We start from the raw sequence: 22,321 nt of genomic DNA, 5'->3' as shown, positions 1-22,321 counted from the left end.
ATGTACCAGCACTTCATCCAGGGCCTGCAACGGCTCGGCCGCGCCTTGATGCTGCCCATCGCCATCCTGCCCATCGCCGGCCTGCTGCTGCGCCTGGGCGACACCGACCTGCTCGACATCGCCCTGGTGCACGACGCAGGGCAAGCGATCTTCGCCAACCTGGCGCTGATCTTCGCCGTCGGCATCGCCGTGGGCTTCGCCCGCGACAACAACGGCACCGCCGGCCTGGCCGGGGCCATCGGCTACCTGGTGCTGGTGGCGACGCTGAAGGTGATCGATGCGAAGATCGACATGGGCATGCTCGCCGGGATCATCTGCGGTCTGCTCGGCGGTGGCCTGTACAACCGCTTCAAGGACATCCAGCTGCCGGACTACCTGGCGTTCTTCGGCGGCCGGCGCTTCGTGCCGATTGCCACCGGGGTGTCGGCGGTGTTCCTCGGGCTGCTGTTCGGACTGATCTGGCCACCGATCCAGCATGGCATCAACGACCTTGGCCAACTGATGCTGGAGAGCGGCAGCATCGGCGCGTTCTTCTTCGGTGTGCTCAACCGCCTGCTGATCATCACCGGCCTGCACCACATCCTCAACAACCTGGTGTGGTTCGTCTTCGGCAGCTTCCAGGCGGCCAGCGGCCAGGTGGTGACCGGCGACCTGGCGCGCTTCTTCGCCGGTGACCCGAACGCCGGGCAGTTCATGGCCGGCATGTTCCCGGTGATGATCTTCGGCCTGCCCGCCGCGTGCCTGGCCATGTACCGCCACGCCCTGCCGGCCCGGCGCAAGCTGATCGGTGGCGTGCTGTTGTCGATGGCACTGACCTCGGCGCTGACCGGGGTGACCGAGCCGATCGAGTTCGCCTTCATGTTCCTCGCGCCGCTGCTGTACCTGATCCACGCGCTGCTCACCGGAGTGTCCATGGCGGTCTGCGACCTGCTGGGCATCCGCCTGGGCTTCACCTTCTCCGGCGGCGCCATCGACATGGCCCTGGGCTGGGGGCGCTCCAGCAACGGTTGGCTGGTGTTCCCTGTAGGCCTGCTGTATGCGGTGGTCTACTACTTCGTGTTCGACTTCTGTATCCGCCGCTTCGACCTCAAGACACCAGGGCGCGAGGAGCAACCCGGCAACGAAGCGGCGGCCGGCGCGGATGCGCCCAGGGCGCGGCGCTTTATCGACGCACTGGGCGGCGCCGCCAACCTGCAAGGCGTTGATGCCTGCACCACGCGCCTGCGTCTGGTACTGGCCGATCGCGGCCTGGCCCAGGACCAGGCCTTGAAAGCCCTCGGCGCCATGGCGGTGGTACGGCCTGGCAGCGGCGGCAGCCTCCAAGTGGTGGTGGGGCCGATGGCTGATGCGCTGGCCGATGAGATCCGTGGTGAGCTACCCCATGCGCGGGTGACGGCACCGGTGGCCGAGAAGACCGCCGTGGTCACCGAGGCGGTCGTCGTGGATGAATGGCTGCAGGCCCTGGGCGGGCGCGACAATCTGCTGGAAGCGCGGTGCGTGGCCTCGAGCCGGGTGCGGGTGCAAGTCAGGGATGAGAGCAAGGTGGCACAGGATCACCTGGCCGCCTTGGGATGCCTGGGAGTGAGTCCGCAGGCTGGTGGCGTGTGGCATCTGCTGGTAGGTGGCAAGGCGCCTGCGCTGGGCGCCGCCTTGCAAGGCTGAAAAGCATCGCGGGGCAAGTCGCATCGGCGCACCGCGATGTGATTCAACGCTTTCCTAGAAATCGGCCAGCGGCCAGACCTCATAGGCAGGTGTTTCATACGGGTGGCTCTGCTTGAGCGCAGCGACCACCTGGGCGATCAGCGCATCAGCCACCACCAGCTCCACCTTCCATTCCTCGACCACCTCGACCTGACCGGTCTGCCCGAGGTACGGCTGGCTGCCGTGCAACGGGCGGAACTGGCCCTGGCCGAGGGTCTGCCAGGCGCAGTGGTCATAGTCGCCAATGCGCCCGCCTCCAGCGGCGAACACGGCGGCCTTGACCACTTCGACATGGCTGTCGGGGACGAAGAAGGCGAGCTTGTACACGCCTTAGTTCACCCACACCCGCGCGTTGCGGAACATGCGCATCAGGGCTGCGTCTTCCTGCCACTCATCCGGGCGCCAGGAGTTCTGCACGGCGCGGAACATACGCTCCGGGTGCGGCATCATGATGGTCACTCGGCCGTCGCGGCTGGTCAGGCCGGTGATCCCGCGCGGCGAGCCGTTCGGGTTGGCCGGGTAGGCTTCGGTGACCTTGCCGTGGTTGTCGACGTAGCGCAAGGCCACGCAACCGGACAGGTCGGCTTCCAGCAGTGCCTCTTCGCTGGCGAACTCGGCATGGCCTTCACCGTGGGCGATGGCGATCGGCATGCGCGAACCAGCCATGCCCTGCAGGAAGATCGAGTTGGACTTCTGCACCTCGACCATGGCCACACGGGCTTCGAACTGCTCCGAGCGGTTGCGCACGAAGTGCGGCCAGTACTCGGTGCCCGGGATCAGCTCGTGCAGGTTGGACATCATCTGGCAACCGTTGCACACGCCCAGGGCGAAGCTGTCGGTACGCTCGAAGAAGGCCTGGAAGGCATCGCGGGCACGGGCGTTGAACAGTGCAGACTTGGCCCAGCCCTCACCGGCACCGAGCACGTCGCCGTAGGAGAAGCCGCCGCAGGCCACCAAGCCCTTGAACGCTTCGAAATCGACACGACCAGACAGGATGTCGCTCATGTGCACGTCGACGGCGGCGAAGCCGGCGCGGTCGAAGGCCGCGGCCATCTCGACCTGGCCATTGACGCCCTGCTCGCGCAGGATCGCCACTTGCGGGCGCACGCCTTTCTTGATGTACGGCGCGGCGATGTCTTCGTTGACGTCGTAGCCGAGCTTGACCGACAGGCCTGGGTTGTCTTCCTCGAGCAGCGCGTCGAACTCCTGGTCAGCGCAGTCGGCGTTGTCGCGCAGGCGCTGGACCTGGTAGCTGGTCTCGGCCCACTGGCGCTGCAGCAGGCGACGGTCGCCCTTGAACAGCTCTTCGCCTTCGAACTTGATCAGCACTTCACCGTTGTTGATCGGCTGGCCGATCACCGCGACGCAATCCTCGCCCAGGCCTGCGGCGCTGAACTGCGCCAGCACATCCGGCGTGGCGTCCTGACGGACCTGGATCACCGCGCCCAGCTCTTCGTTGAAGAGGATGGCCGCAACTTTCTCGCGCTTGCTGGTCAGGGTGCCCAGCTCCACATCCAGGCCGCAGTGGCCGGCGAAGGCCATCTCCAGCACGGTGGTCAGCAGGCCGCCGTCGGAACGGTCGTGGTAGGCCAGCAGGTGGCCGTCTTCGTTCAGGCCCTGGATCACCGCGAAGAACGCCTTGAGGTCCTCGGCGTCGTCGACATCCGGCGCCTGGGCGGCCAGCTTGCCGTGGGTCTGCGCCAGGATCGAGGCGCCCATGCGGTTCTTGCCGCGGCCCAGGTCGATCAGGATCAGGTCGGTCTCGCCCTTGTCCATGCGCAGCTGCGGGGTCAGGGTCTTGCGGATGTCGGTGACCGGGGCGAAGCCGGTGATGATCAGCGACATCGGCGAGGTAACGCTCTTCTGCTCGCCCGCTTCGCTCCACTGGGTCTTCATCGACATCGAGTCTTTACCGACCGGGATGGTGATGCCCAGTTCCGGGCACAGCTCCATGCCGACGGCCTTGACGGTGTCGTACAGGCGGGCGTCTTCGCCCGGGTGGCCGGCGGCGGACATCCAGTTGGCCGACAGTTTGATGTCGGACAGCTTCTCGATGCGCGAGGCAGCCAGGTTGGTCAGGGTTTCGCCAATTGCCATGCGCCCGGACGCCGGGGCATCGAGCAGGGCCAGCGGGGTACGCTCGCCCATGGCCATGGCTTCGCCGGTGTAGACGTCGAAGCTGGTGGCGGTGACGGCGCAGTCGGCCACCGGTACCTGCCACGGGCCGACCATCTGGTCGCGGGCCACGAGGCCGGTGATGGTGCGGTCGCCGATGGTGATCAGGAAGCTCTTGCTGGCCACGGCCGGGTGACGCAGCACGCGCTCGACCGAGTCGGTCAGGTCCAGCGTGCTCGGGTCGAACTCATCGCCCAGCTCCGCTTCGCGAGTGACCGAACGGTGCATGCGCGGCGGCTTGCCCAGCAGCACGTCCAGCGGCATGTCCACCGGGGTGTTGTCGAAGTGGCTGTCGGTAACGGTCAGGTGTTGCTCTTCGGTGGCCTCGCCGACCACTGCGAACGGGCAACGCTCGCGCTCGCAGATGGCCTGGAAGCGCTCGAAGTCCTCGGCGCTGACCGCCAGCACGTAGCGCTCCTGCGATTCGTTGGACCAGATTTCGTGCGGGGCCATGCCCGGCTCGTCGTTGGGCACGTTGCGCAGCTCGAAGCGACCACCACGGCCACCGTCGTTGACCAGCTCGGGGAAGGCGTTGGAAATGCCACCAGCGCCGACGTCGTGGATAAAGGCGATGGGGTTCTTGTCACCCAGCTGCCAGCAGCGGTCGATGACCTCCTGGCAACGACGCTCCATTTCCGGGTTCTCGCGCTGCACCGAGGCGAAGTCCAGGTCGGCGGAGCTGGCGCCGGTGGCAACCGACGAAGCGGCGCCGCCACCCAGGCCGATCAGCATGGCCGGGCCGCCAAGCACGATCAGCTTGGCGCCGACGGTGATCTCGCCCTTCTGCACGTGGTCTTCACGGATGTTGCCCATGCCGCCGGCCAGCATGATCGGCTTGTGGTAGCCACGGACTTCCTCGCCGTGCGGGGTGTTGATGCCCTGCTCGAAGGTACGGAAGTAGCCGGTCAGGGCCGGGCGACCGAATTCGTTGTTGAACGCGGCGCCGCCCAGCGGGCCTTCGATCATGATGTCGAGGGCGTCGACGATGCGCTCGGGCTTGCCGTACGGCTTTTCCCAAGGCTGCTCGAAACCGGGGATGCGCAGGTTGGAGACGGTGAAACCGGTCAGGCCGGCCTTGGGCTTGGCACCACGGCCGGTGGCGCCTTCGTCGCGGATTTCGCCGCCGGAGCCGGTGGAGGCGCCGGAGAACGGGGCGATGGCGGTCGGGTGGTTGTGCGTCTCGACCTTCATCAGGATGTGCACCGGCTCCTGCACCGCGCCGTACTGGCGGGTCTCAGGGTTCGGGAAGAAGCGCCCGGCCACCGAACCGACGATCACCGAGGCGTTGTCCTTGTAGGCCGACAGCACGCCTTCGTTGTGCATCTGGTAGGTGTTCTTGATCATGCCGAACAGGCTCTTCTCTTGCGCCTGGCCGTCGATGTCCCAGCTGGCGTTGAAGATCTTGTGGCGGCAGTGCTCGGAGTTGGCCTGGGCGAACATCATCAGTTCGATGTCGTTCGGGTTGCGCGCAAGGTTCTGGAAGGCGGCGACCAGGTAGTCGATCTCGTCTTCGGCCAGGGCCAGGCCCAGGTCGATGTTGGCCTGGGCCAGGGCGGCGCGGCCACCGGCCAGGATGTCGACCGAGGTCATCGGCTTGGGCTGGGCGTGGCTGAACAGGTCGGCGGCGTCTTCCAGCTTGCCCAGCACGCGCTGGGTCATGCGGTCGTGCAGCTCGGCGGCGATGGCCTGGGCGTCGGCGTCATTGATGTTGCCGGCGACGTAGTAGGCGATGCCGCGCTCCAGGCGCTGGATCGACTGCAGGCCGCAGTTGTGGGCGATGTCGCTGGCCTTGGATGCCCAGGGCGAGATGGTGCCCAGGCGCGGCACGACCAGGAACAGGCGGCCGCTCGGCTCCTGTACCGGCACGCTCGGGCCGTACTTGAGCAGACGGCCCAGCACCTGCTGCTGGTCGGCGGTCAGCTCGCCGTCGACGTCGGCGAAGTGGGCGAATTCGGCATACAAACCAGTAACAGCGGGGACTTTCTGGCTCAGTTGCTCGAGTAATTTACCGTGGCGAAAGGCAGAAAGGGCAGGAGCGCCGCGCAGGATCAACATCGTCGGGACAGCCTCAGGAAGGGGTGTGCTTAGAGGCCGTGCATTCTAGCCTAATTCGCAGGCTTTCGGCACCCGCTCTAAGCCAATGCTGCCGGGCGGTGGAACCGGACTTGCGGGTCAAAAAAATCGCGGGTATTTCATCGTGGGAGCGGGCTTGCCCCGCGATGACACCTACCGGCAAAGAGACTGCCTGAGCGGGCGAATCGCGGGGCAAGCCCGCTCCCACGACCTGCTCCGCCCTGTCGCAGGCACAGTGACGTGCTAGCAGACCTGCCAACCATTGTCGAGATATGGCGCCGGCAGTCCTTTGCGTATACTGCACCCTATGTTCGCCCACACTGCTTTGCGCCAGCGTTGCGCCAAATGGCTCTTCGCAACCGGACTCTTCCTGATGCTCGGTGCCTGCGTTGAAAAACCCAGCACCCTCGAGCGCGTCAAGGAGGATGGCGTATTGCGCGTGATTACCCGCAACAGCCCGGCGACCTACTTCCAGGACCGCAACGGCGAAACCGGTTTCGAGTACGAACTGGTCAAGCGCTTCGCCGACGACCTGGGGGTGAAGCTCGAGATCGAGACCGCCGACAACCTCGACCAATTGTTCGACCAACTGGGCAAGCCCTCCGGCCCGGTACTGGCCGCCGCCGGCCTGGTCAGCAGCGAGCGCCGCGCCAGCCAGGCGAAGTTCTCCCACCCGTATCTCGAGGTGACCCCGCAAGTCATCTACCGCAACGGCCGCTCGCGCCCCACCAATGCCAAGGGCCTGGTGGGCAAAAAGATCATGGTGCTCAAGGGCAGCAGCCACGCCGACCAGCTGGCCGAGCTGAAAAAGCAGAATCCGGGGCTGGAATACGAAGAATCCGACGCCGTCGAAGTGGTCGACCTGCTGCGCATGGTCGACGAAGGCCAGATCGACCTGACCCTGGTCGACTCCAACGAACTGGCCATGAACCAGGTCTACTTCCCCAACGTGCGCGTGGCCTTCGACCTGGGCGACACCCGTGACCAGCGCTGGGCGGTGGCCGCCGGCGAAGACAACAGCCTGCTCAACGAGATCAACGAGTTTCTCGACAAGTCGCAGAAGAACGGCACGCTTCAACGCCTGAAGGACCGTTACTACGGCCATGTCGATGTGCTGGGCTACGTCGGTGCCTACACCTTCGCCCAGCACCTGCAGCAACGCCTGCCCAAGTACGAGAAACACTTCAAGACCAGCTCCAAGGTCGAACAGGTGGACTGGCGGCTGCTGGCCGCGATCGGCTACCAGGAATCGATGTGGCAGCCGGAAGTCACCTCCAAGACCGGTGTGCGCGGCCTGATGATGCTGACCCAGCGCACCGCCCAGGCCATGGGCGTGTCCAACCGCCTGGACCCCCGGCAGAGCATCCAGGGCGGCGCCAAGTACTTCATGCTGGTCAAGGACCAGCTCGACGACAGCATCAAGGAGCCGGACCGCACCTGGTTCGCCCTGGCGGCCTACAACGTTGGCAGCGGCCACCTCGAAGACGCCCGCACCCTGGCCAGGCGCGAAGGCCTGAACCCGAACAAGTGGCTGGACGTGAAGAAGATGCTGCCGCGCCTGTCGCAGAAGCAGTGGTACAGCAAGACCAAGTACGGTTATGCCCGGGGCGGCGAGCCGGTGCATTTCGTCGCCAACATCCGTCGTTACTACGACATCCTCACCTGGGTCACGCAGCCGCAGCTCGAAGGCCAGGTGGCCGAGGGCAACCTGCATGTGCCGGCGGTGAACAAGGACAAGCCAGCGGAGCAAGCGGCGCCGATGTGAGTCTTCAAGGCCACTTCACCGGCAAGCCAGCTCCCCCAATCGCCCTTCTAAAGCCGAGCGCCATCCTGTGGGAGCTGGCTTGCCAGCGATGAGGCCGGCGCGGGTTAGCCCTTGGCCCGCCGAGCCTTGAAAAACTCGCTGAGGATCGCGCCGCATTCCTCGGCCAGCACTCCCCCCTCGTACATCACCCGATGGTTGAGAAAACCCTGGGTGAAGAACTGCCCCTGGCTCTGCACGATCCCTGCCTTGGGCTCCAGCGCGCCGTAGACCACCCGCGCCACCCGCGAATGGACGATCAGCCCCGCGCACATGCTGCACGGTTCCAGTGTCACGTACAGGGTGCTGCCCGGCAGGCGGTAGTTGCTGGCGGACTTGGCCGCAGCGCGGATCGCCACCATCTCGGCATGGGCGCTGGGGTCGCTGTCGAGGATCGGCCGGTTGAAGCCCTGGCCGAGCACCTGGCCGTGCTGCACCAGCACCGCGCCCACCGGCACCTCGCCCAGGGCCGCGCCCTGGGCCGCCAGTTCCAGGGCCAGGCGCATGAATTCCTGATCGCGGCTGCGATCGATGATCTGCGGGCGCATCAAACCACCGCGATCGCGGCCATCAGGCCGGTTTCCATGTGGTCGATGACATGGCAATGGAACATCCAGGTGCCTGGGTTATCCGCCACCAGCGCCACCTGCGCCCGCTCGTTCTTGCCCAGCAGGTAGGTATCGGTGAACCACGGCTCGACGATCTTGCGCCGATTGGAGGCGATCACCTTGAAACTCATGCCGTGCAGGTGGATCGGGTGCTGGTACTGGGTCATGTTCTTCAGCTCGAGGATATAGCTCTTGCCCTTCTGCAGCGTGGCGATCGGCCGGTCGGCACAGGTCTTGTCGGTGATGTCCCAGGCCTGGCCGTTGATCTGCCACAGACTCGGCGGTTTGCCGCTCTCGGTGTTCACCGAAACCTTGCCGACCCATTCGAAATTGAAGTTGAGCTTCTCGGCATTCTCCAGGTCCGGCTCGGCAACCGGGTTCGGCGGCAGCGCCTTGGGCCAGTCACCGGGAGCGTCGCTGCTGGCCACCGAGCGCAAGGTCCCCAGGCGCACGAAGCCGTCACGCAACGAGACCTCCTCGCCCGCCTCGGGAATGCGGATCGCCAGGCAGATGCGCATGCCGGGGCCAAGCCAGTACTCCTCGTCCAGCGGGCGCGGGGTGATCGGGTTGCCATCGAGGGCGTAGATCATCGCCTCGCAGTTGCCTTTGAGGTTCAGGCGGTAGGTCCAGGTGTTGTCCAGGTTCAGCAAGCGCACCCGCACCACCTGCCCCGCCGGCAGCTCCGTAACCGACTCGGCCTGGCCATTGATGGTGATCAACCGCCCGGCCGTGCCGTTGCGCGCCGCCTCGCGGGGGATGCTGAACGGCAGCCAGGCGCCCTGCTCGTCCACGTGCCAGTTCTTCAGGCTCAGCGTGCGTTCGTGCTTGAAACCGGTCGGTTCGCGCTCTTCGACGATCAGCGGGCCAACCAGCCCGCGCCCCAGTTCCTCGGAGCTGCTCACGTGGGGGTGGTACCAGTAGCTGCCGGCATCCGGTACACGGAACTTGTAGTCGAAATATTCGCCGGGCTTGACCGGCAATTGCGACACGTACGGCACGCCGTCCATTTCCAGCGGCAGGCGGATGCCGTGCCAGTGGATGGTGGTCTCGACGGGTAGATGGTTGATGAAGCGCACCCGCAACCAGGTACCCTGGCGCACCCGCAGCTCGGTCCCCGGCGCCGACGGGCCGAAGGCCCAGGCCTCGGTCTTGAACCCCGGCACCAGCTCGACGTCCAGCGGTGCGGCGATCAGCTCGTAGTCGTGCCCGGCGTTGTCGTCCTCGACCTTGCCCAGCCAGTAACGCGCCGCGCCACCGGCGCCCAGGCCTACCACCACAAGGCCGGTCAGGCCCTTGAGCATTTGTCGACGGGTAAAGGACATTGGTGCGGGTACCTCGTTTCTGCGCGATCAGCCTGCCGGCAGGGCCGACGATGAAGGGCGAATACGATACACCTGCATTTGCGAAAGATTAAGTGAAGTCTTGTCGCAGGGCTGTAGGTTGCCGAAGCGACGTGATCGTACACTGCACATATGATAAGTAGAGATTTTCCCAGTCGTCGGACAGTGACCAGCTTCCCTATGGCGTGTGTGCTGATAATCAGCGCACTTCTCATCGCCTGCCAATCGCCGCGCGAGGCACTGCAACAACTGGCTCAAGAACACGGCCGACAATGGGAGGTCCTGTCGGGACAAGACTTCCCTCTCATCATCCTTGCGCCGCGCACCGCAGAAAAAATGACTCGCCTGCGTGTCTACCTGGAAGGCGATGGGCATTCCTGGTCGACGGCCACTCAACCCAGCCTGGATCCGAGCCCGCACAATCTGTTGGTGCCACGGCTGGCGGTCAACGATCCGACGCCGAACGTGTATCTCGCGCGTCCCTGCCAGTTCGTCATGGCTGCAGCGTGTCAGACCGCACTCTGGACCCATCGACGCTACGCCCAGGAAGTGATCGACCGCCTCAACCAGGCGCTAGACCAACTGAAACAACGATATGGCAACAGTGAATTCGAACTCGTGGGATATTCGGGTGGCGCCGCACTGGCATTATTGTTAGCGGCGCAGCGCAATGATATTACCCAGGTGCAAACCCTGGCCGGCAACCTTAGCCCGCGTATGTGGGCGACGATGAAAGGACTGTCGCCACTCCACGGATCCTTGGAACCGCTGGACTACCGAGATCGACTCTCCTTGTTACCTCAGCGTCATTTCATTGGAGACGCTGACTCGATCATTCCGAGTGATTTGGCTGCCAGGTATCAACAGGCACTTGGCTCACCATTATCCCAGTGTATTCATGTCCCTGAAGCGAGCCACGACAGTGGCTGGGAAGCAGCATGGAGCCGATGGGCCAAGACTCCATTGGCACATGAACATCCTTGAACCAGGACGGCCACGGCTTGGGAAAACAACTGAAACGGCGCATTTATTTTTTTCGCCATTAGTTGTTTTCATGATGAATATCCTCACCCGCATCGTGTAGATTCGGCGCGCTTGAAACAGCACTTCACTGACAAGCTGACAGGGATGCCGAAAACAGACGCTGACGCGCGCGTTGCCCCTGTCAGTTTCTACCCTGTAAGGATACGGTTTTGAACATCTCCCACCTGCGCCGCTCGTTGTTGGCGCTGTCCGTCACGGCTGCCACAGTCCATGCCGCACCCGACCTCAACCACGACCTGGGCACAGGGGCATACATCAGCTCCGGCGGTGGTTTCAATAACGCCACCTTTACCGGAACGTCACAAAACGCAGGTGTGACGCTGACCAATGTGACGCTGGCGGGCAGCTTGATCAATCAGGGCAAGATCAACCTGACGGCCGCAACACCCAGTGACGTCCCGTCCGGCATCTCCATGACCCTCAACTCCACCGTCGCTGGCAGTCTGGTCAATCAGGGCGATATAACGGTGAGCGGCACCACTGCTATGGGGCTGGACCTGTATCTGGCGAAAATCGCCGGTGAAGTCAGCAACAACGGCAACATCAGGGTAACAGGCGAAGATGCCAATGGCATGATGATCACCTCGACCCAGGCTCGCATCAATAACTCGGGCACCATCACTGCCAGCGGCGTCGGCTCTGCAGGTATCGAGATAGAAAACGCCAGCTTCACCGGTAAAAACACAGGCGACCCTTTCAAGAGTGATATCAACAACAGCGGGACTATCTCCGCCGAGGGCGTCGGTATCCACTTGGTCAACCTCGACCCCTCCGCCGGCTTCAGCATCTTCTCCATCAGGCAGACCGGTGGCCTGATCGAAGGCGGCACCGCGGCAATTCTGGCGGATGACCATTCCTCCCCTTCTTATTTCTACTGGGAGGGTGGCCAGGTCAAGGGTGACCTGCTGGGCCTGAGTGGGGTACTGGTGCAAGGGGATGCACAATTCGACGGCTCGACCATCCGTGCCGGTTACGTCGATATCGACGGTGGCCGCCTGACGCTGCTTCGCCCACAGACCACGATTGTCGGCAACCTCGACCTGGATAGCGAAACTGCTCGCTTGCGCCTGCTGCTGGATAACAACACACTGCCCAACACGCCGATCCTGACAGTCACCGGCGATACCTACTTCTCTCCAGGCAGCCAGGTCGAACTGCAGGCTCGCTCCGACGATTTCCGCACCTCGGCCCAGGGCAACCGCTACACCCTCATCAATTCCGGCACGTGGGAAGATCCACAGAACCTCTCCGTGGTTTCGTCCTCGGCGCTGCTTGAAGTGAAAAGCTTTGGCATTGAAGGCCAGGATGTAAAAGCAACGGTTGCGACCCGCAGTGATGAGGCAGTAACGCAAGACCTGCTGGGCGCCCATGGTTCGCGCAATGCGGTGAACGCCATCCAGCCGCTCAAGAACACAGTCCTGGGCCAGATGGACGAAAGCGACCCGGTATTCCAGCATTTTGCCAACGCCGGCAACCCCGAAGATCTGGCGAAACTGGCCGAAACCTTGGCCCCGGACGTCAGCCGTGGGGTCATCAACGCCGCCACCAACAGCCAAAACCTGGTCGCAGGTGCCATCGAGCACCGCGCCAGCAAAGCACGCAGCGGCCTGTCGTCGGGCGACGTCCTGGCAGAACAAGGGGTATGGCTGCAAGCGCTGTCCAGCGATGCCAACCAGGATAGCCGCCACGGTATCGGCGGCTTTGACGCCAACACCCAAGGCATCGCCTTGGGTGCCGACGGCAAGCTCAACCCCAATACCACCGTGGGCCTGGCGTACAGCTACCTGACCAGCGACGTCAAGTCGGACCTTGGCAACAAGACCGACGTCAGCGGCCATGCACTGACGCTGTACGGCAACTGGGCCCGTGACAACTTCTTTGTCGACACCTCGCTGACCTATGGCTGGAACGACAACGAGTCCAGACGCTACATCGCCGGTACCCGCGCCAAGGCCGATTACGACAGTGCAATCTTCGGCGTCAAAGCACTTGCAGGCTACACGTTCCGGCTAGACAAGCATTGGCTGCTGGAGCCACAGGTCGGTGCGCGTTATGCCAAGGTTTCGATTGATTCGTACCATGAGAAAGGCAGCTCAGCCGCCCTCAACGTTGGCAGCCAGCGCTATGAAATTGGCGAAATGGGCCTGGGCGCCCGTCTGGCGGCCGCTTTTGACGTCGGCGTGGGCAGCCTGGAGCCGGAAGCCAAGCTCATGGCCTGGCACGATTTCATCGGTGACAAGGCCAGCACCACCTCGACCTTCGTGCTCGGCGGTACCCCCTTCACCACCCAAGGCGCCACCCCCGCGCGCGACAACTACGAGCTGGGACTGGGTGCCAACTACCGGGCAGGCGCCTGGAGCGTGGGAGGGATGTACAACTACCTGGCTAGCAGTGGTTTCAACGCCGACACCTTCACTGCCAACGTGCGTTACGACTTCTGACCAACGTCTGCGCGTCAAACAACAAAACCCGCATTGGCGGGTTTTGTTGTTTGGGGCTGAGGGTGAAGCCCATAAGCGTCTGGCTATTTCACCTGCCCGACTGAATGCCAAAAGCCCGCAGTTATGCGGGCTTTTGGGGTGTTTCCTGCCACTCGCTTCCGGTCTACGCCGGACGCAAGATCATTCCCACTCGATAGTGGCCGGCGGCTTGCTCGACACGTCGTAGGTGACGCGGGAGATGCCGTCGATTTCGTTGATGATACGGCCGCTGACGGTTTCCAGCAGTTCGTACGGCAGGTGCGCCCAGCGCGCGGTCATGAAGTCCACGGTCTCGACGGCACGCAGGGCCACGACCCAGGCGTAGCGACGGCCGTCACCGACGACGCCGACCGACTTGACCGGCTGGAACACCACGAACGCCTGGCTGGTCTTGTGGTACCAGTCGGCCTTGCGCAGCTCTTCGATGAAGATGTGGTCGGCGCGACGCAGGATGTCGGCATATTCCTTCTTCACTTCACCGAGGATGCGCACACCCAGGCCCGGGCCCGGGAACGGGTGGCGGTAGACCATGTCGTACGGCAGGCCCAGTTCCAGGCCGATCTTGCGCACTTCGTCCTTGAACAGCTCACGCAGTGGCTCGACCAGCTTGAGGTTCATTTCCTCCGGCAGGCCGCCGACGTTGTGGTGCGACTTGATCACGTGGGCCTTGCCGCTCTTGGCGCCGGCCGACTCGATCACGTCGGGGTAGATGGTGCCCTGGGCGAGGAACTGGATGTTCTCCAGCTTGCTGGCCTCGGCATCGAACACGTCGATGAAGGTGCGGCCGATGATCTTGCGCTTCTTCTCCGGGTCGGCTTCGCCTTCCAGATTGTCGAGGAACTGCTTCTCGGCATCGGCGCGGATCACCTTGACGCCCATGTTCTCCTTGAACATGGCCATCACCTGGTCGCCTTCGTGCAGGCGCAGCAGGCCGTTGTCGACGAACACGCAGGTCAGCTGGTCGCCGATGGCGCGATGCAGCAGCGCGGCAACAACCGAGCTGTCGACGCCGCCGGACAGGCCCAGCAGGACGTTGGCCGAACCGACCTGTGCACGGACCTGGGCGATGGCGTCCTCGACGATGTTCGAGGCAGTCCACAGGGCTTCACAGCCGCAGATGTCCTGGACGAAGCGCGACAGGATGCGACCGCCTTGCTTGGTGTGGGTCACTTCCGGGTGGAACTGCACGCCGTAGTAGCCCAGGGCATCGTCGTACATGCCGGCGATCGGGCAGCTCGGAGTGCTGGCCAGCACGCTGAAGTTGCCTGGCATCTGGGTGACCTTGTCGCCGTGGCTCATCCACACGTCCAGGCCCAGCACGCCGTCATCGTCGACATGGTCTTCGATGCCGTCGAGCAGGCGGCTCTTGCCGACCACGTCGACGCGGGCGTAACCGAACTCGCGCAGGTCGGAACCTTCGACCTTGCCGCCCATCTGCTCGGCCATGGTCTGCATGCCGTAGCAGATGCCCAGCACGGGTACTTTCAGGTCGAACACGGCCTGCGGCGCGCGTGGGCTGTTGGCTTCGTGGACCGACTCGGGGCCACCGGCCAGGATGATGCCGCGCGGGTTGAATTCGCGGATCGCTTCATCGTCCATGTCGAACGGGTGCAGCTCGCAATACACACCGATCTCGCGCACGCGGCGGGCAATCAGCTGGGTGTACTGGGAACCGAAATCGAGGATCAGGATGCGGTGAGCGTGAATGTCGAGGGCCATGACTCAATCTCGTCAGTGGAAATCGGAAACGACGCGGGGCTGTGTATGACAGCCCCGTTCGGTAATTGCTGGAAGCCTTAGCCTACGCGGTAGTTAGGGGCTTCCTTGGTGATCTGCACGTCATGCACGTGGGACTCGGCCATGCCGGCACCGGTGATGCGCACGAACTCCGGCTTGGTACGCATCTCTTCGATGGTCGCGCTGCCGGTGTAGCCCATGGACGAACGCAGGCCGCCCATCAGCTGGTGGATGATCGCGGCCAGGGCGCCCTTGTACGGCACGCGGCCTTCGATACCTTCCGGCACCAGCTTCTCGGCGCCGGCCGAGGAGTCCTGGAAGTAACGGTCGGACGAGCCTTGCGCCTGTGCCATGGCTCCCAGCGAGCCCATGCCACGGTAGGCCTTGTAGGAACGGCCCTGGAACAGTTCGACTTCGCCCGGCGCTTCTTCGGTACCGGCGAACATCGAGCCCATCATCACGCAGGACGCACCGGCGACGATGGCCTTGGACAGGTCACCCGAGAAACGGATGCCGCCGTCGGCGATCAGTGGCACGCCAGTGCCTTCCAGTGCGGCGGCGACGTTGGCGATGGCGCTGATCTGCGGCACGCCGACACCGGCGACGATACGGGTGGTGCAGATCGAGCCTGGGCCGATACCGACCTTGACCGCGTCGGCGCCGGCTTCTGCCAGGGCCTTGGCGGCGGCGCCGGTGGCGATGTTGCCGCCGATCACCTGCACTTGCGGGTAGGTTTCTTTCACCCAACGCACGCGGTCGATCACGCCTTTGGAGTGACCGTGGGCGGTGTCGACCACCACCACGTCAACGCCGGCGGCTACCAGGGCGGCAACGCGCTCGCCGGTGTCCTTGCCGGTGCCGACCGCGGCGCCGACGCGCAGGCGACCCTGGTCGTCCTTGCTGGCCAGCGGGTAGGCCTTGGCCTTCTCGATGTCCTTGACGGTCATCATGCCCTTGAGGGCGAACTTGTCGTCGACGATCAGGACTTTTTCCAGGCGGTGCTTGTGCAGCAGCTCGCGGACTTCGTTCTTGTCGGCGCCTTCGCGGACGGTGACCAGACGCTCTTTGGGGGTCATCACGTCGCGGACCTTGGCGTCCAGGCGGGTTTCGAAGCGCACGTCGCGGGAGGTGACGATGCCGACCAGGTCACCGTTTTCCAGCACCGGAACACCGGAGATGTTGTTCAGGCGGGTCAGGTCGAACAGGTCGCGCACGGTGGCGTCGGCGTCGATGGTGATCGGGTCCTTGACCACGCCAGCCTCGAACTTCTTGACCTTGCGTACTTCGCCGGCCTGCTGCTCGATGGTCATGTTCTTGTGGATGATGCCGATGCCGCCTTCCTGGGCCATGGCGATGGCCAGGCGCGCTTCGGTCACGGTATCCATGGCGGCGGAGACCAGGGGAATGTTCAGCTCGATGCCACGAGTCAAACGGGTCTTGAGACTGACTTCATTGGGCAGTACCTCGGAGTAGCCAGGTACAAGGAGGATATCGTCGAAGGTCAGGGCTTCTTGGCTGATACGCAGCATCGCGGGGGCTCCCGGGAGGGAAAAATGGAAGCGCGCCATTATACCCATCCATGGCGCGCCGCTCAATGCAAAATAAGGGCCTTCGGTCAGCCTTGCGGCAGTTTTACCTGCACCACCGCCACCGACTGGTCCAGCCAGTCGGCGAAGCTGTCGAGGAAGGCCTGGGTAAACCCGGCCTCGCCCCAGTTATTGAAGATGAACCCCAGGTTGGAAAAGGCACACGGCTGCAAATAGAGAAAGCCATTGATGTCGTCTTCGAAGCCGCACAACGGGCAGGTGAAGTTGTCGCTCACCCCCGGCATCCACTCCTCCAGGCTCTCGAACAGCGGCTCGCCGACCTCGCGCCGGCACTCCGGGCAACCGGCTTCTTCGAGAAAACCGTCGGTGGGGGTGTAGATGCAGCGTTTGAGCATCACTTCCAGGCCGTTGACCTGCTCGCCGAACGGCAACCTCTCGGGATGCAGGGCCACCTTGCGCGCCCCCTCCGCCAGGGCATGGCCCATGCGGTTGCCGGTGCGCCCACAGGTGCTCAACTGTTCCTCGACGATTTTTTCGCGCACCAGCCAGCGCAGGATGGCGCGGGCGCGGGCCTCATGGACGGGCACGGTGGACAGTTTGGGGACGATGATGCTCTGGGTATTCATGCGTGAGGCGGGCCTGGGGACTGCGGTAATGGCGCAATTCTAGCGCCTGCTCAGGCGCTCAGGTAGCGGCCGATAAGCGCCAGGCCGCTAGCCAGGACCAACCAGGTGACCAGGCGGATGAAGGCCTCGCGGGACAGTTTCAAGGTCAGTCGCCGCCCCAGCCAGGTGCCGACGAACATCACCGGCAACAGGCAGGCGGCGAGCAGCAGCAAGCTGCTATCGGCATACACCCCGGCGATCAGGAACAGCGACAGGCGCACCACCGTGCTGCAACTGATCAGGGCGACCTGGGTCGCACGCACCTGTTCCTTGGCCTCCAGGCGGGCGCTGAGGTAGATCGCGTAGAGGAAACCACCACTGCCGAACAAGGCGCCGAACAATCCGCCCACCGTGCCCATGGGCACCGCCCAGGCGCCCGACAGGCTAGCCGGGCGCACCTTGACCGCCAGGCCATAGACCGCATAGGCGGTCACGAAGATGCCCATCAGCAACAGCAGCAGATCGGACTTGAGCCGTAGCAGGAACACCACGCCCAGGGTGCAACCCACGGCCATGAACGGCAGCAGGCGCAGCAACTCGCCGCGCACCACATCGCGCCGCGAAGGCAGCAGGTTGCCGAAGGCGGCGACGAAGTCCAGCAGCACCAGCAGCGGGATGATCCGTGACAACGGCATGAAATGGATCAGCACGGGGCCGGCGACCAGCGCGGTGCCGAAACCGGCGATGCCGAAGACGATGTAGGCCACCCCCACTCCCAGCAGGATGGGCAGCCAGTCGGACGTGGAAAACGACAATTGAGCGAGCATCGCGGCAGTTCCTAGGAAGTCCACTGAAGATTAGCCAGCCACAAGCCATGCCGACTAATATGTCTTTTCGCCGCAAGACATCTCGAAAAGGCATGACATGACCTCTATCCGCCAACTGCGCTACTTCGTCGAAATCGCCGAGGTCGGCAGCTTCAGCGCCGCCGCCGAGCGGTTGTACATTGCCCAGTCGGCCCTCAGCCGGCAGATCAAGGAGCTTGAGCTTCAGCTGGGCACCGCCCTGTTCGAACGCACTGCGCGCCTGCCACGCCTGACCGTGGCCGGTCAGGCCTTTCTCGAGCGCGCCCGATGCCTGCTGGTTGACCTGGGCAAAGCCGAGCGCCTGGCCCACGAGATTGGCCAGGGCTTGCGTGGCAGCCTGCGACTGAACCACTCCAGCACCGTGCCACTGACCGGGCAGCTCCTGCAGCGCCTCGGCGGCTACCTCGAGGACAACCCCGGCGTTTCCCTGGAGATCGCCCAGCAATCGTCGGAAGCACAACTGGAGGATATCGCACAAGGCCGCCTGGAAATTGGCCTGCTGCGCCTGCCGGTGCTGCGCCAGCATGAGGGCGTTGAGCTGCATGCGTTGTTCGATGAGCCCCTGCTGCTGGCTGTGGCGGCGAACCACCCACTGGCCGCGGCAGCCAGTGTTCGGTTGGGGCACCTGCGCGAGGAGCGCTTCATTTCCATACCCCACCGCCAGCGCGGCGGGCTGAGCTACCTGTCGGCGTCGTTATGCATGAACGAAGGGTTCTTTCCCCGGGCGGCGCAGGTGGTGTCGCGCAAGACCACCCAGCTGCAACTGATCCAGGCCGGGTTCGGTGTGGCGTTGCTGCCCCTGAGCATGCGCGAGATCGCCCCGCCCTCTGTCACCTTCGTGCCGCTGGCCGAGGCTTGCCAGAGCACCGTGGCCCTGGCCTGCCGACGCGACGCAGCAGCGCTGTCGAGAAAGCTGCTGGACAGCCTGCGCTCGCCACAGGGCGATCAGGGCATGTAGCGCTCCACCAGCGCAAAGACGATCGCCGCGGTCTCGGCATCCAGCACACCGTCATAGTTGCCTGGCCTGAAATGCAGCTGGAACGCCCTGAGCAACGCGCGCACCTGGGCCGGATCGGGGCGGGTCGGGAAGCTGTAACCGTAGGTACGCAGCTTGTCGAGGACGATCTTGAGCTGCGGCAGGCAACCCGCGAACCGCTGCTCGTAGTGCGCCTTGCGCGCCTCGTCATACCAGGCGCCGATACCGGCCTGGTGCAGGGCCTGCCAGGGAAAAGCGGCGCCCGGGTCGCTCTTGCGGCCAATGGCGATGTCGCTATGACCGACCACCTGGGTCGGCGTGATCTCCGGATAGCGCTGCAGGATCGCCTGGCCCAGCTGGATCAAGGCTTCCACCTGCTGGGGGTGATAGGGCGGGAACATGAACTGGCCGTTGCTCACCGACGCCTGGTTGACGATCTCGATGCCGATCGACGTATCGTTCAGGTTGCTGCGTCCTGCCCAGCCGCTGACCCCCGCATGCCAGGCGCGCTCGTTCTCGTCAACGAGGTTGAAGGTGCGCATCGCGTCAAAACCTGCACTCGCGAAGCTCGGATCGGACGGGTCGGGCACCAGGTAGTGGGCGCTGACCTGGGTGCCGTTGACCAGCGCATTGATCGAGCCGTTGAAATTGATGGCTGTGTAATGCAGCACCAGGAATCGCACCCGTCGGTTGAAAGCCTTGGAGCGGTAAGTGTGGGCGTCTATGGGATACATGGCGAATCTCCTCATGGAATCAAGCGCCCAGACTGCATCGCCGGGTGTCGGGGCCGGCAGCCGGAAATACTCCCAAGGTTGGGCGTACCAGCAGCCGGCACAGTGCATCCGCGCGACGGCTCCTTTATGATGCCGCCATGATCAGAGACCCTTTCGAACGACTCGGCCTGGACCGCGAGGTCCTCACCGTCAGCCAGCTCAACGGCCGCGCCCGCGTGCTGCTCGAGGACGTGTTCCGCAGCGTCTGGGTGGAAGGCGAGATTTCCAACCTCGCCCGCCCGGCCTCCGGCCATATGTACTTCACCCTCAAGGACAGCGGCGCGCAGATCCGCTGCGCGCTGTTCCGGCAGAACGCCGCCCGGGTGCGCCAGGCCCTGCGCGACGGCCTGGCGGTACGGGTGCGCGGCAAGGTCTCGCTGTTCGAAGGGCGTGGCGACTACCAGCTGATCCTCGATACGGTCGAGCCGGCCGGCGACGGCGCCCTGCGCCTGGCGTTCGAGGCGCTGAAGGAAAAGCTCGGCGCCGAGGGGCTGTTCAGCACCGAACGCAAGAAGCCGCTGCCAGCGCACCCGCAACGCATCGGCATCATCACCTCGCCCACCGGCGCGGTGATTCGCGACATCATCAGTGTGTTCGGCCGCCGTGCGCCGCAGGTCGAGTTGAACCTGATCCCCACCGCGGTGCAGGGCCGCGAGGCGATCAACCAGATCGTCCGCGCCCTGCAGATGGCCGATCGGCAAGGCTTCGACGCGCTGATCCTGGCCCGTGGCGGCGGCTCGCTGGAAGACCTCTGGTGCTTCAACGAAGAGGCCGTGGCCCGCGCCGTGGCCGCCTGCGTCACGCCTATTGTCAGCGCCGTGGGCCATGAGACCGACGTGTCGATCAGCGACTTCGTCGCCGATGTACGCGCACCCACGCCGTCGGCCGCCGCCGAGCTGCTCGCCCCCGACAGCAGCGGCCTGCAGCAGCGCCTCGACAGCCTGCAACGGCGCCTGCTGCTGCGCATGCAGAACCGCCTGACCCACGACCGCCTGCGCCTCGACGGGCTGGCCCGACGCCTGCGCCACCCCGGCGAACGCCTGCGCCAGCAGGCCCAGCGCCTGGACGACCTGGACATGCGCCTGCGTCGCGCCTTCATGCTCGACATGAACCAGCGCCAGCAACGCCTCGGCCGCCTCGACACGCGCCTGGCCGCGCAACATCCGGGACGCAGCCTGAAACTGCTCAAGCAGCGCCTGGACAGCCTCGCCGAGCGCCTGCCGCGGGCCATGCGCGAGGTGCTCAAGGACCGCCGCCAGCGCTTCCAGGCACAGCTGCAGACCCTGCAGGTGGTCAGCCCGCTGGCCACCCTCGCCCGCGGCTACAGCATCCTCCTGGATGAGCGCGGCCAGGCCATCCGCAGCGCCGCGCAAACCCACAACGGCCAACGCCTGACTGCCCGCCTCAACGAAGGCGAGCTCAAGGTGCGGGTCGAGGACAACCACCAGACCCCGGTCACCCTCTCGCTACTGGACTGACACATGCCTCGCCTGTTCGCGCCCCTGCTTGCCCTCGCCCTGCTGCTGCCGGTCACGGCCGCCCACGCCAGCTACATTACCCGCGCCCTCAACAAGCCCGTGCCCGGCGGCGTGGCGGTGATCGACCTGGGCCCGGGCGCCAGCGCCCCGACCGCGCGCTTCGATGGCAAACCGGTATTGGTGGTCAGGGAGCAGGACAACTGGCTGGCCATCGTCGGCATTCCGCTTACGCAAAAGCCTGGCAGTGCCGTGCTGACCCAGGGTGGGCGCAACATTCCTTTCAGTGTCGGCAGCAAGAAGTACCCCGAGCAGCACATCACCTTGAAGAACAAGCGCCAGGTCAACCCTGAACCGCAGGACCTCAAGCGCATCGACCGTGAACTGGCCGAGCAGATCAAGGCCTACCGCAGCTTCAGCCCTGTGCTGCCGAGCAACCTGGTCCTCGACAAGCCGGTCAACGGGCCGCTGTCGAGCAAGTTCGGCGTGCGCCGCTTCTTCAATGGCGAGGAACGCAACCCCCATGCCGGGCTGGACTTCGCCGTGCCCGCCGGCACGCCGATCAAGACCCCGGCCAATGGCAAGGTGATCCTGGTGGGCGACTACTTCTTCAATGGCCGCACGGTGTTCGTCGACCATGGGCAAGGCTTCATCAGCATGTTCTGCCACATGTCGAAGATCGACGTGAAGCCGGGCCAGGCGCTGCGCCGTGGCGAGGTGGTGGGCCGCGTAGGTTCGACTGGCCGGGCCACCGGGCCGCACATGCACTGGAACGTCAGCCTGAACGATGCGCGGGTGGATCCGGCGATCTTCATCGGCGCGTTCCAGCCCTGAAATCGCAATCGCGGGGCAAGCCCGCTCCCACGCAGCCAACGCTGGCCCCGCGATTTGCGCAATGAAAAAGCTTAAAGCAATAAAATCTCAACAAACCGAAATTAATGGCCATGAAAACTCTGTAAACTCGTTTTTTTAAGCATTCCTCTCAATTTTCCCGCAATGCTTGCCATCCCCCAACCCACTGGTTAGGGTTGAGCATATGAACATCTTCAGCACCCTCCTCCAACAACACCGCAGCCTCTGCCTGGTCAGCGCCCGACTACCAGGGTGAATCGCGTCGCCT

16 protein-coding genes are annotated in these 22,321 nt (G+C 64.4%); 7 read left to right on the top strand and 9 right to left on the bottom strand.

The genetic code is table 11. The features are described from left to right. A complete protein-coding gene (nagE, locus tag ACQ4OD_RS02385; RefSeq protein WP_258701359.1) occupies window positions 1-1,662 on the top strand; it encodes an N-acetylglucosamine-specific PTS transporter subunit IIBC in 1,662 nt (553 codons plus the stop codon). 54 nt (window positions 1,663-1,716) lie between these two features. Here the strand turns inward: nagE and ACQ4OD_RS02380 are convergent, their stop codons facing one another. After that, entirely contained in the window at window positions 1,717-2,028 is a 312-nt protein-coding gene (locus tag ACQ4OD_RS02380; protein WP_023632229.1) for an NIF3 1, read from the bottom strand. 3 nt (window positions 2,029-2,031) lie between these two features. Then, window positions 2,032-5,931, bottom strand: coding sequence for a phosphoribosylformylglycinamidine synthase (purL, locus tag ACQ4OD_RS02375; RefSeq protein ID WP_198754445.1), 3,900 nt, complete (start codon window positions 5,929-5,931; stop codon window positions 2,032-2,034). A 325-nt stretch (window positions 5,932-6,256) separates the two neighbouring features. Between purL and mltF the strand changes: the two genes are divergently transcribed. Then, window positions 6,257-7,714 carry a membrane-bound lytic murein transglycosylase MltF gene (gene mltF / locus ACQ4OD_RS02370; protein WP_110699821.1) on the top strand — a complete coding sequence of 486 codons (1,458 nt, stop codon included), beginning with the start codon at window positions 6,257-6,259 and terminating at the stop codon, window positions 7,712-7,714. 104 nt (window positions 7,715-7,818) lie between these two features. Here the strand turns inward: mltF and tadA are convergent, their stop codons facing one another. Further along, window positions 7,819-8,298, bottom strand: a complete 480-nt coding sequence (gene tadA, locus ACQ4OD_RS02365) for a tRNA adenosine(34) deaminase TadA (protein WP_046854335.1) — start codon at window positions 8,296-8,298, stop codon at window positions 7,819-7,821. Continuing rightward, window positions 8,298-9,680 carry a multicopper oxidase family protein gene (locus ACQ4OD_RS02360; protein WP_430943821.1) on the bottom strand — a complete coding sequence of 461 codons (1,383 nt, stop codon included), beginning with the start codon at window positions 9,678-9,680 and terminating at the stop codon, window positions 8,298-8,300. The genes tadA and ACQ4OD_RS02360 overlap by 1 nt, the downstream gene beginning before the upstream one ends. 207 nt (window positions 9,681-9,887) lie before the next feature. Here ACQ4OD_RS02360 and ACQ4OD_RS02355 point away from each other — a divergent pair, with 207 nt between their 5' ends. Then, entirely contained in the window at window positions 9,888-10,682 is a 795-nt protein-coding gene (locus ACQ4OD_RS02355; protein ID WP_305955882.1) for an alpha/beta hydrolase, read from the top strand. Between the two features lie 209 nt (window positions 10,683-10,891). Then, window positions 10,892-13,183: an autotransporter outer membrane beta-barrel domain-containing protein gene (locus ACQ4OD_RS02350; RefSeq protein ID WP_430943820.1), complete on the top strand. Its 2,292-nt coding sequence runs from the start codon at window positions 10,892-10,894 to the stop codon at window positions 13,181-13,183. Window positions 13,184-13,363: 180 nt separating this feature from the next. On the opposite strand, the gene guaA is transcribed toward ACQ4OD_RS02350, so the two are convergent. The 4 genes from guaA to ACQ4OD_RS02330 form a co-directional block, all read right to left on the bottom strand. Beyond that, window positions 13,364-14,941: a glutamine-hydrolyzing GMP synthase gene (gene guaA, locus ACQ4OD_RS02345; RefSeq protein ID WP_011535447.1), complete on the bottom strand. Its 1,578-nt coding sequence runs from the start codon at window positions 14,939-14,941 to the stop codon at window positions 13,364-13,366. A 77-nt stretch (window positions 14,942-15,018) separates the two neighbouring features. Then, entirely contained in the window at window positions 15,019-16,488 is a 1,470-nt protein-coding gene (guaB, locus tag ACQ4OD_RS02340) for an IMP dehydrogenase (protein ID WP_023628475.1), read from the bottom strand. Between the two features lie 86 nt (window positions 16,489-16,574). Further along, the gene (locus tag ACQ4OD_RS02335; protein ID WP_198754443.1) at window positions 16,575-17,132 is read right to left on the bottom strand and encodes a sugar ABC transporter ATPase; all 558 of its coding nucleotides are present in this window, start codon (window positions 17,130-17,132) and stop codon (window positions 16,575-16,577) included. Between the two features lie 50 nt (window positions 17,133-17,182). Continuing rightward, complete coding sequence (locus ACQ4OD_RS02330) at window positions 17,183-17,938, bottom strand: sulfite exporter TauE/SafE family protein (protein WP_139669097.1); 756 nt, start codon at window positions 17,936-17,938, stop codon at window positions 17,183-17,185. A 97-nt stretch (window positions 17,939-18,035) separates the two neighbouring features. Here ACQ4OD_RS02330 and ACQ4OD_RS02325 point away from each other — a divergent pair, with 97 nt between their 5' ends. Continuing rightward, window positions 18,036-18,935, top strand: coding sequence for a LysR family transcriptional regulator (locus tag ACQ4OD_RS02325; RefSeq protein WP_430943819.1), 900 nt, complete (start codon window positions 18,036-18,038; stop codon window positions 18,933-18,935). On the opposite strand, the gene ACQ4OD_RS02320 is transcribed toward ACQ4OD_RS02325, so the two are convergent. After that, window positions 18,923-19,687 carry an N-acetylmuramoyl-L-alanine amidase gene (locus ACQ4OD_RS02320; protein ID WP_198754442.1) on the bottom strand — a complete coding sequence of 255 codons (765 nt, stop codon included), beginning with the start codon at window positions 19,685-19,687 and terminating at the stop codon, window positions 18,923-18,925. The two genes, ACQ4OD_RS02325 and ACQ4OD_RS02320, sit on opposite strands and share 13 nt — an antisense overlap. A 137-nt stretch (window positions 19,688-19,824) precedes the next feature. Between ACQ4OD_RS02320 and xseA the strand changes: the two genes are divergently transcribed. Both xseA and ACQ4OD_RS02310 read left to right on the top strand, forming a co-directional pair. After that, entirely contained in the window at window positions 19,825-21,204 is a 1,380-nt protein-coding gene (xseA, locus tag ACQ4OD_RS02315; protein ID WP_430943818.1) for an exodeoxyribonuclease VII large subunit, read from the top strand. A gap of 3 nt (window positions 21,205-21,207) precedes the next feature. Then, window positions 21,208-22,035 (top strand): peptidoglycan DD-metalloendopeptidase family protein, encoded by an 828-nt coding sequence (locus ACQ4OD_RS02310; RefSeq protein ID WP_430943817.1) that lies wholly within the window; start codon window positions 21,208-21,210, stop codon window positions 22,033-22,035. Window positions 22,036-22,321 lie beyond the last annotated feature (286 nt).

The sequence above is a fragment of the Pseudomonas sp. WC1 genome, from assembly GCF_050586565.1.
Lineage (GTDB): Bacteria > Pseudomonadota > Gammaproteobacteria > Pseudomonadales > Pseudomonadaceae > Aquipseudomonas.
Note: the sequence above shows the minus strand (reverse complement) of the source record. Positions and strands in the feature narration are given on the sequence as shown.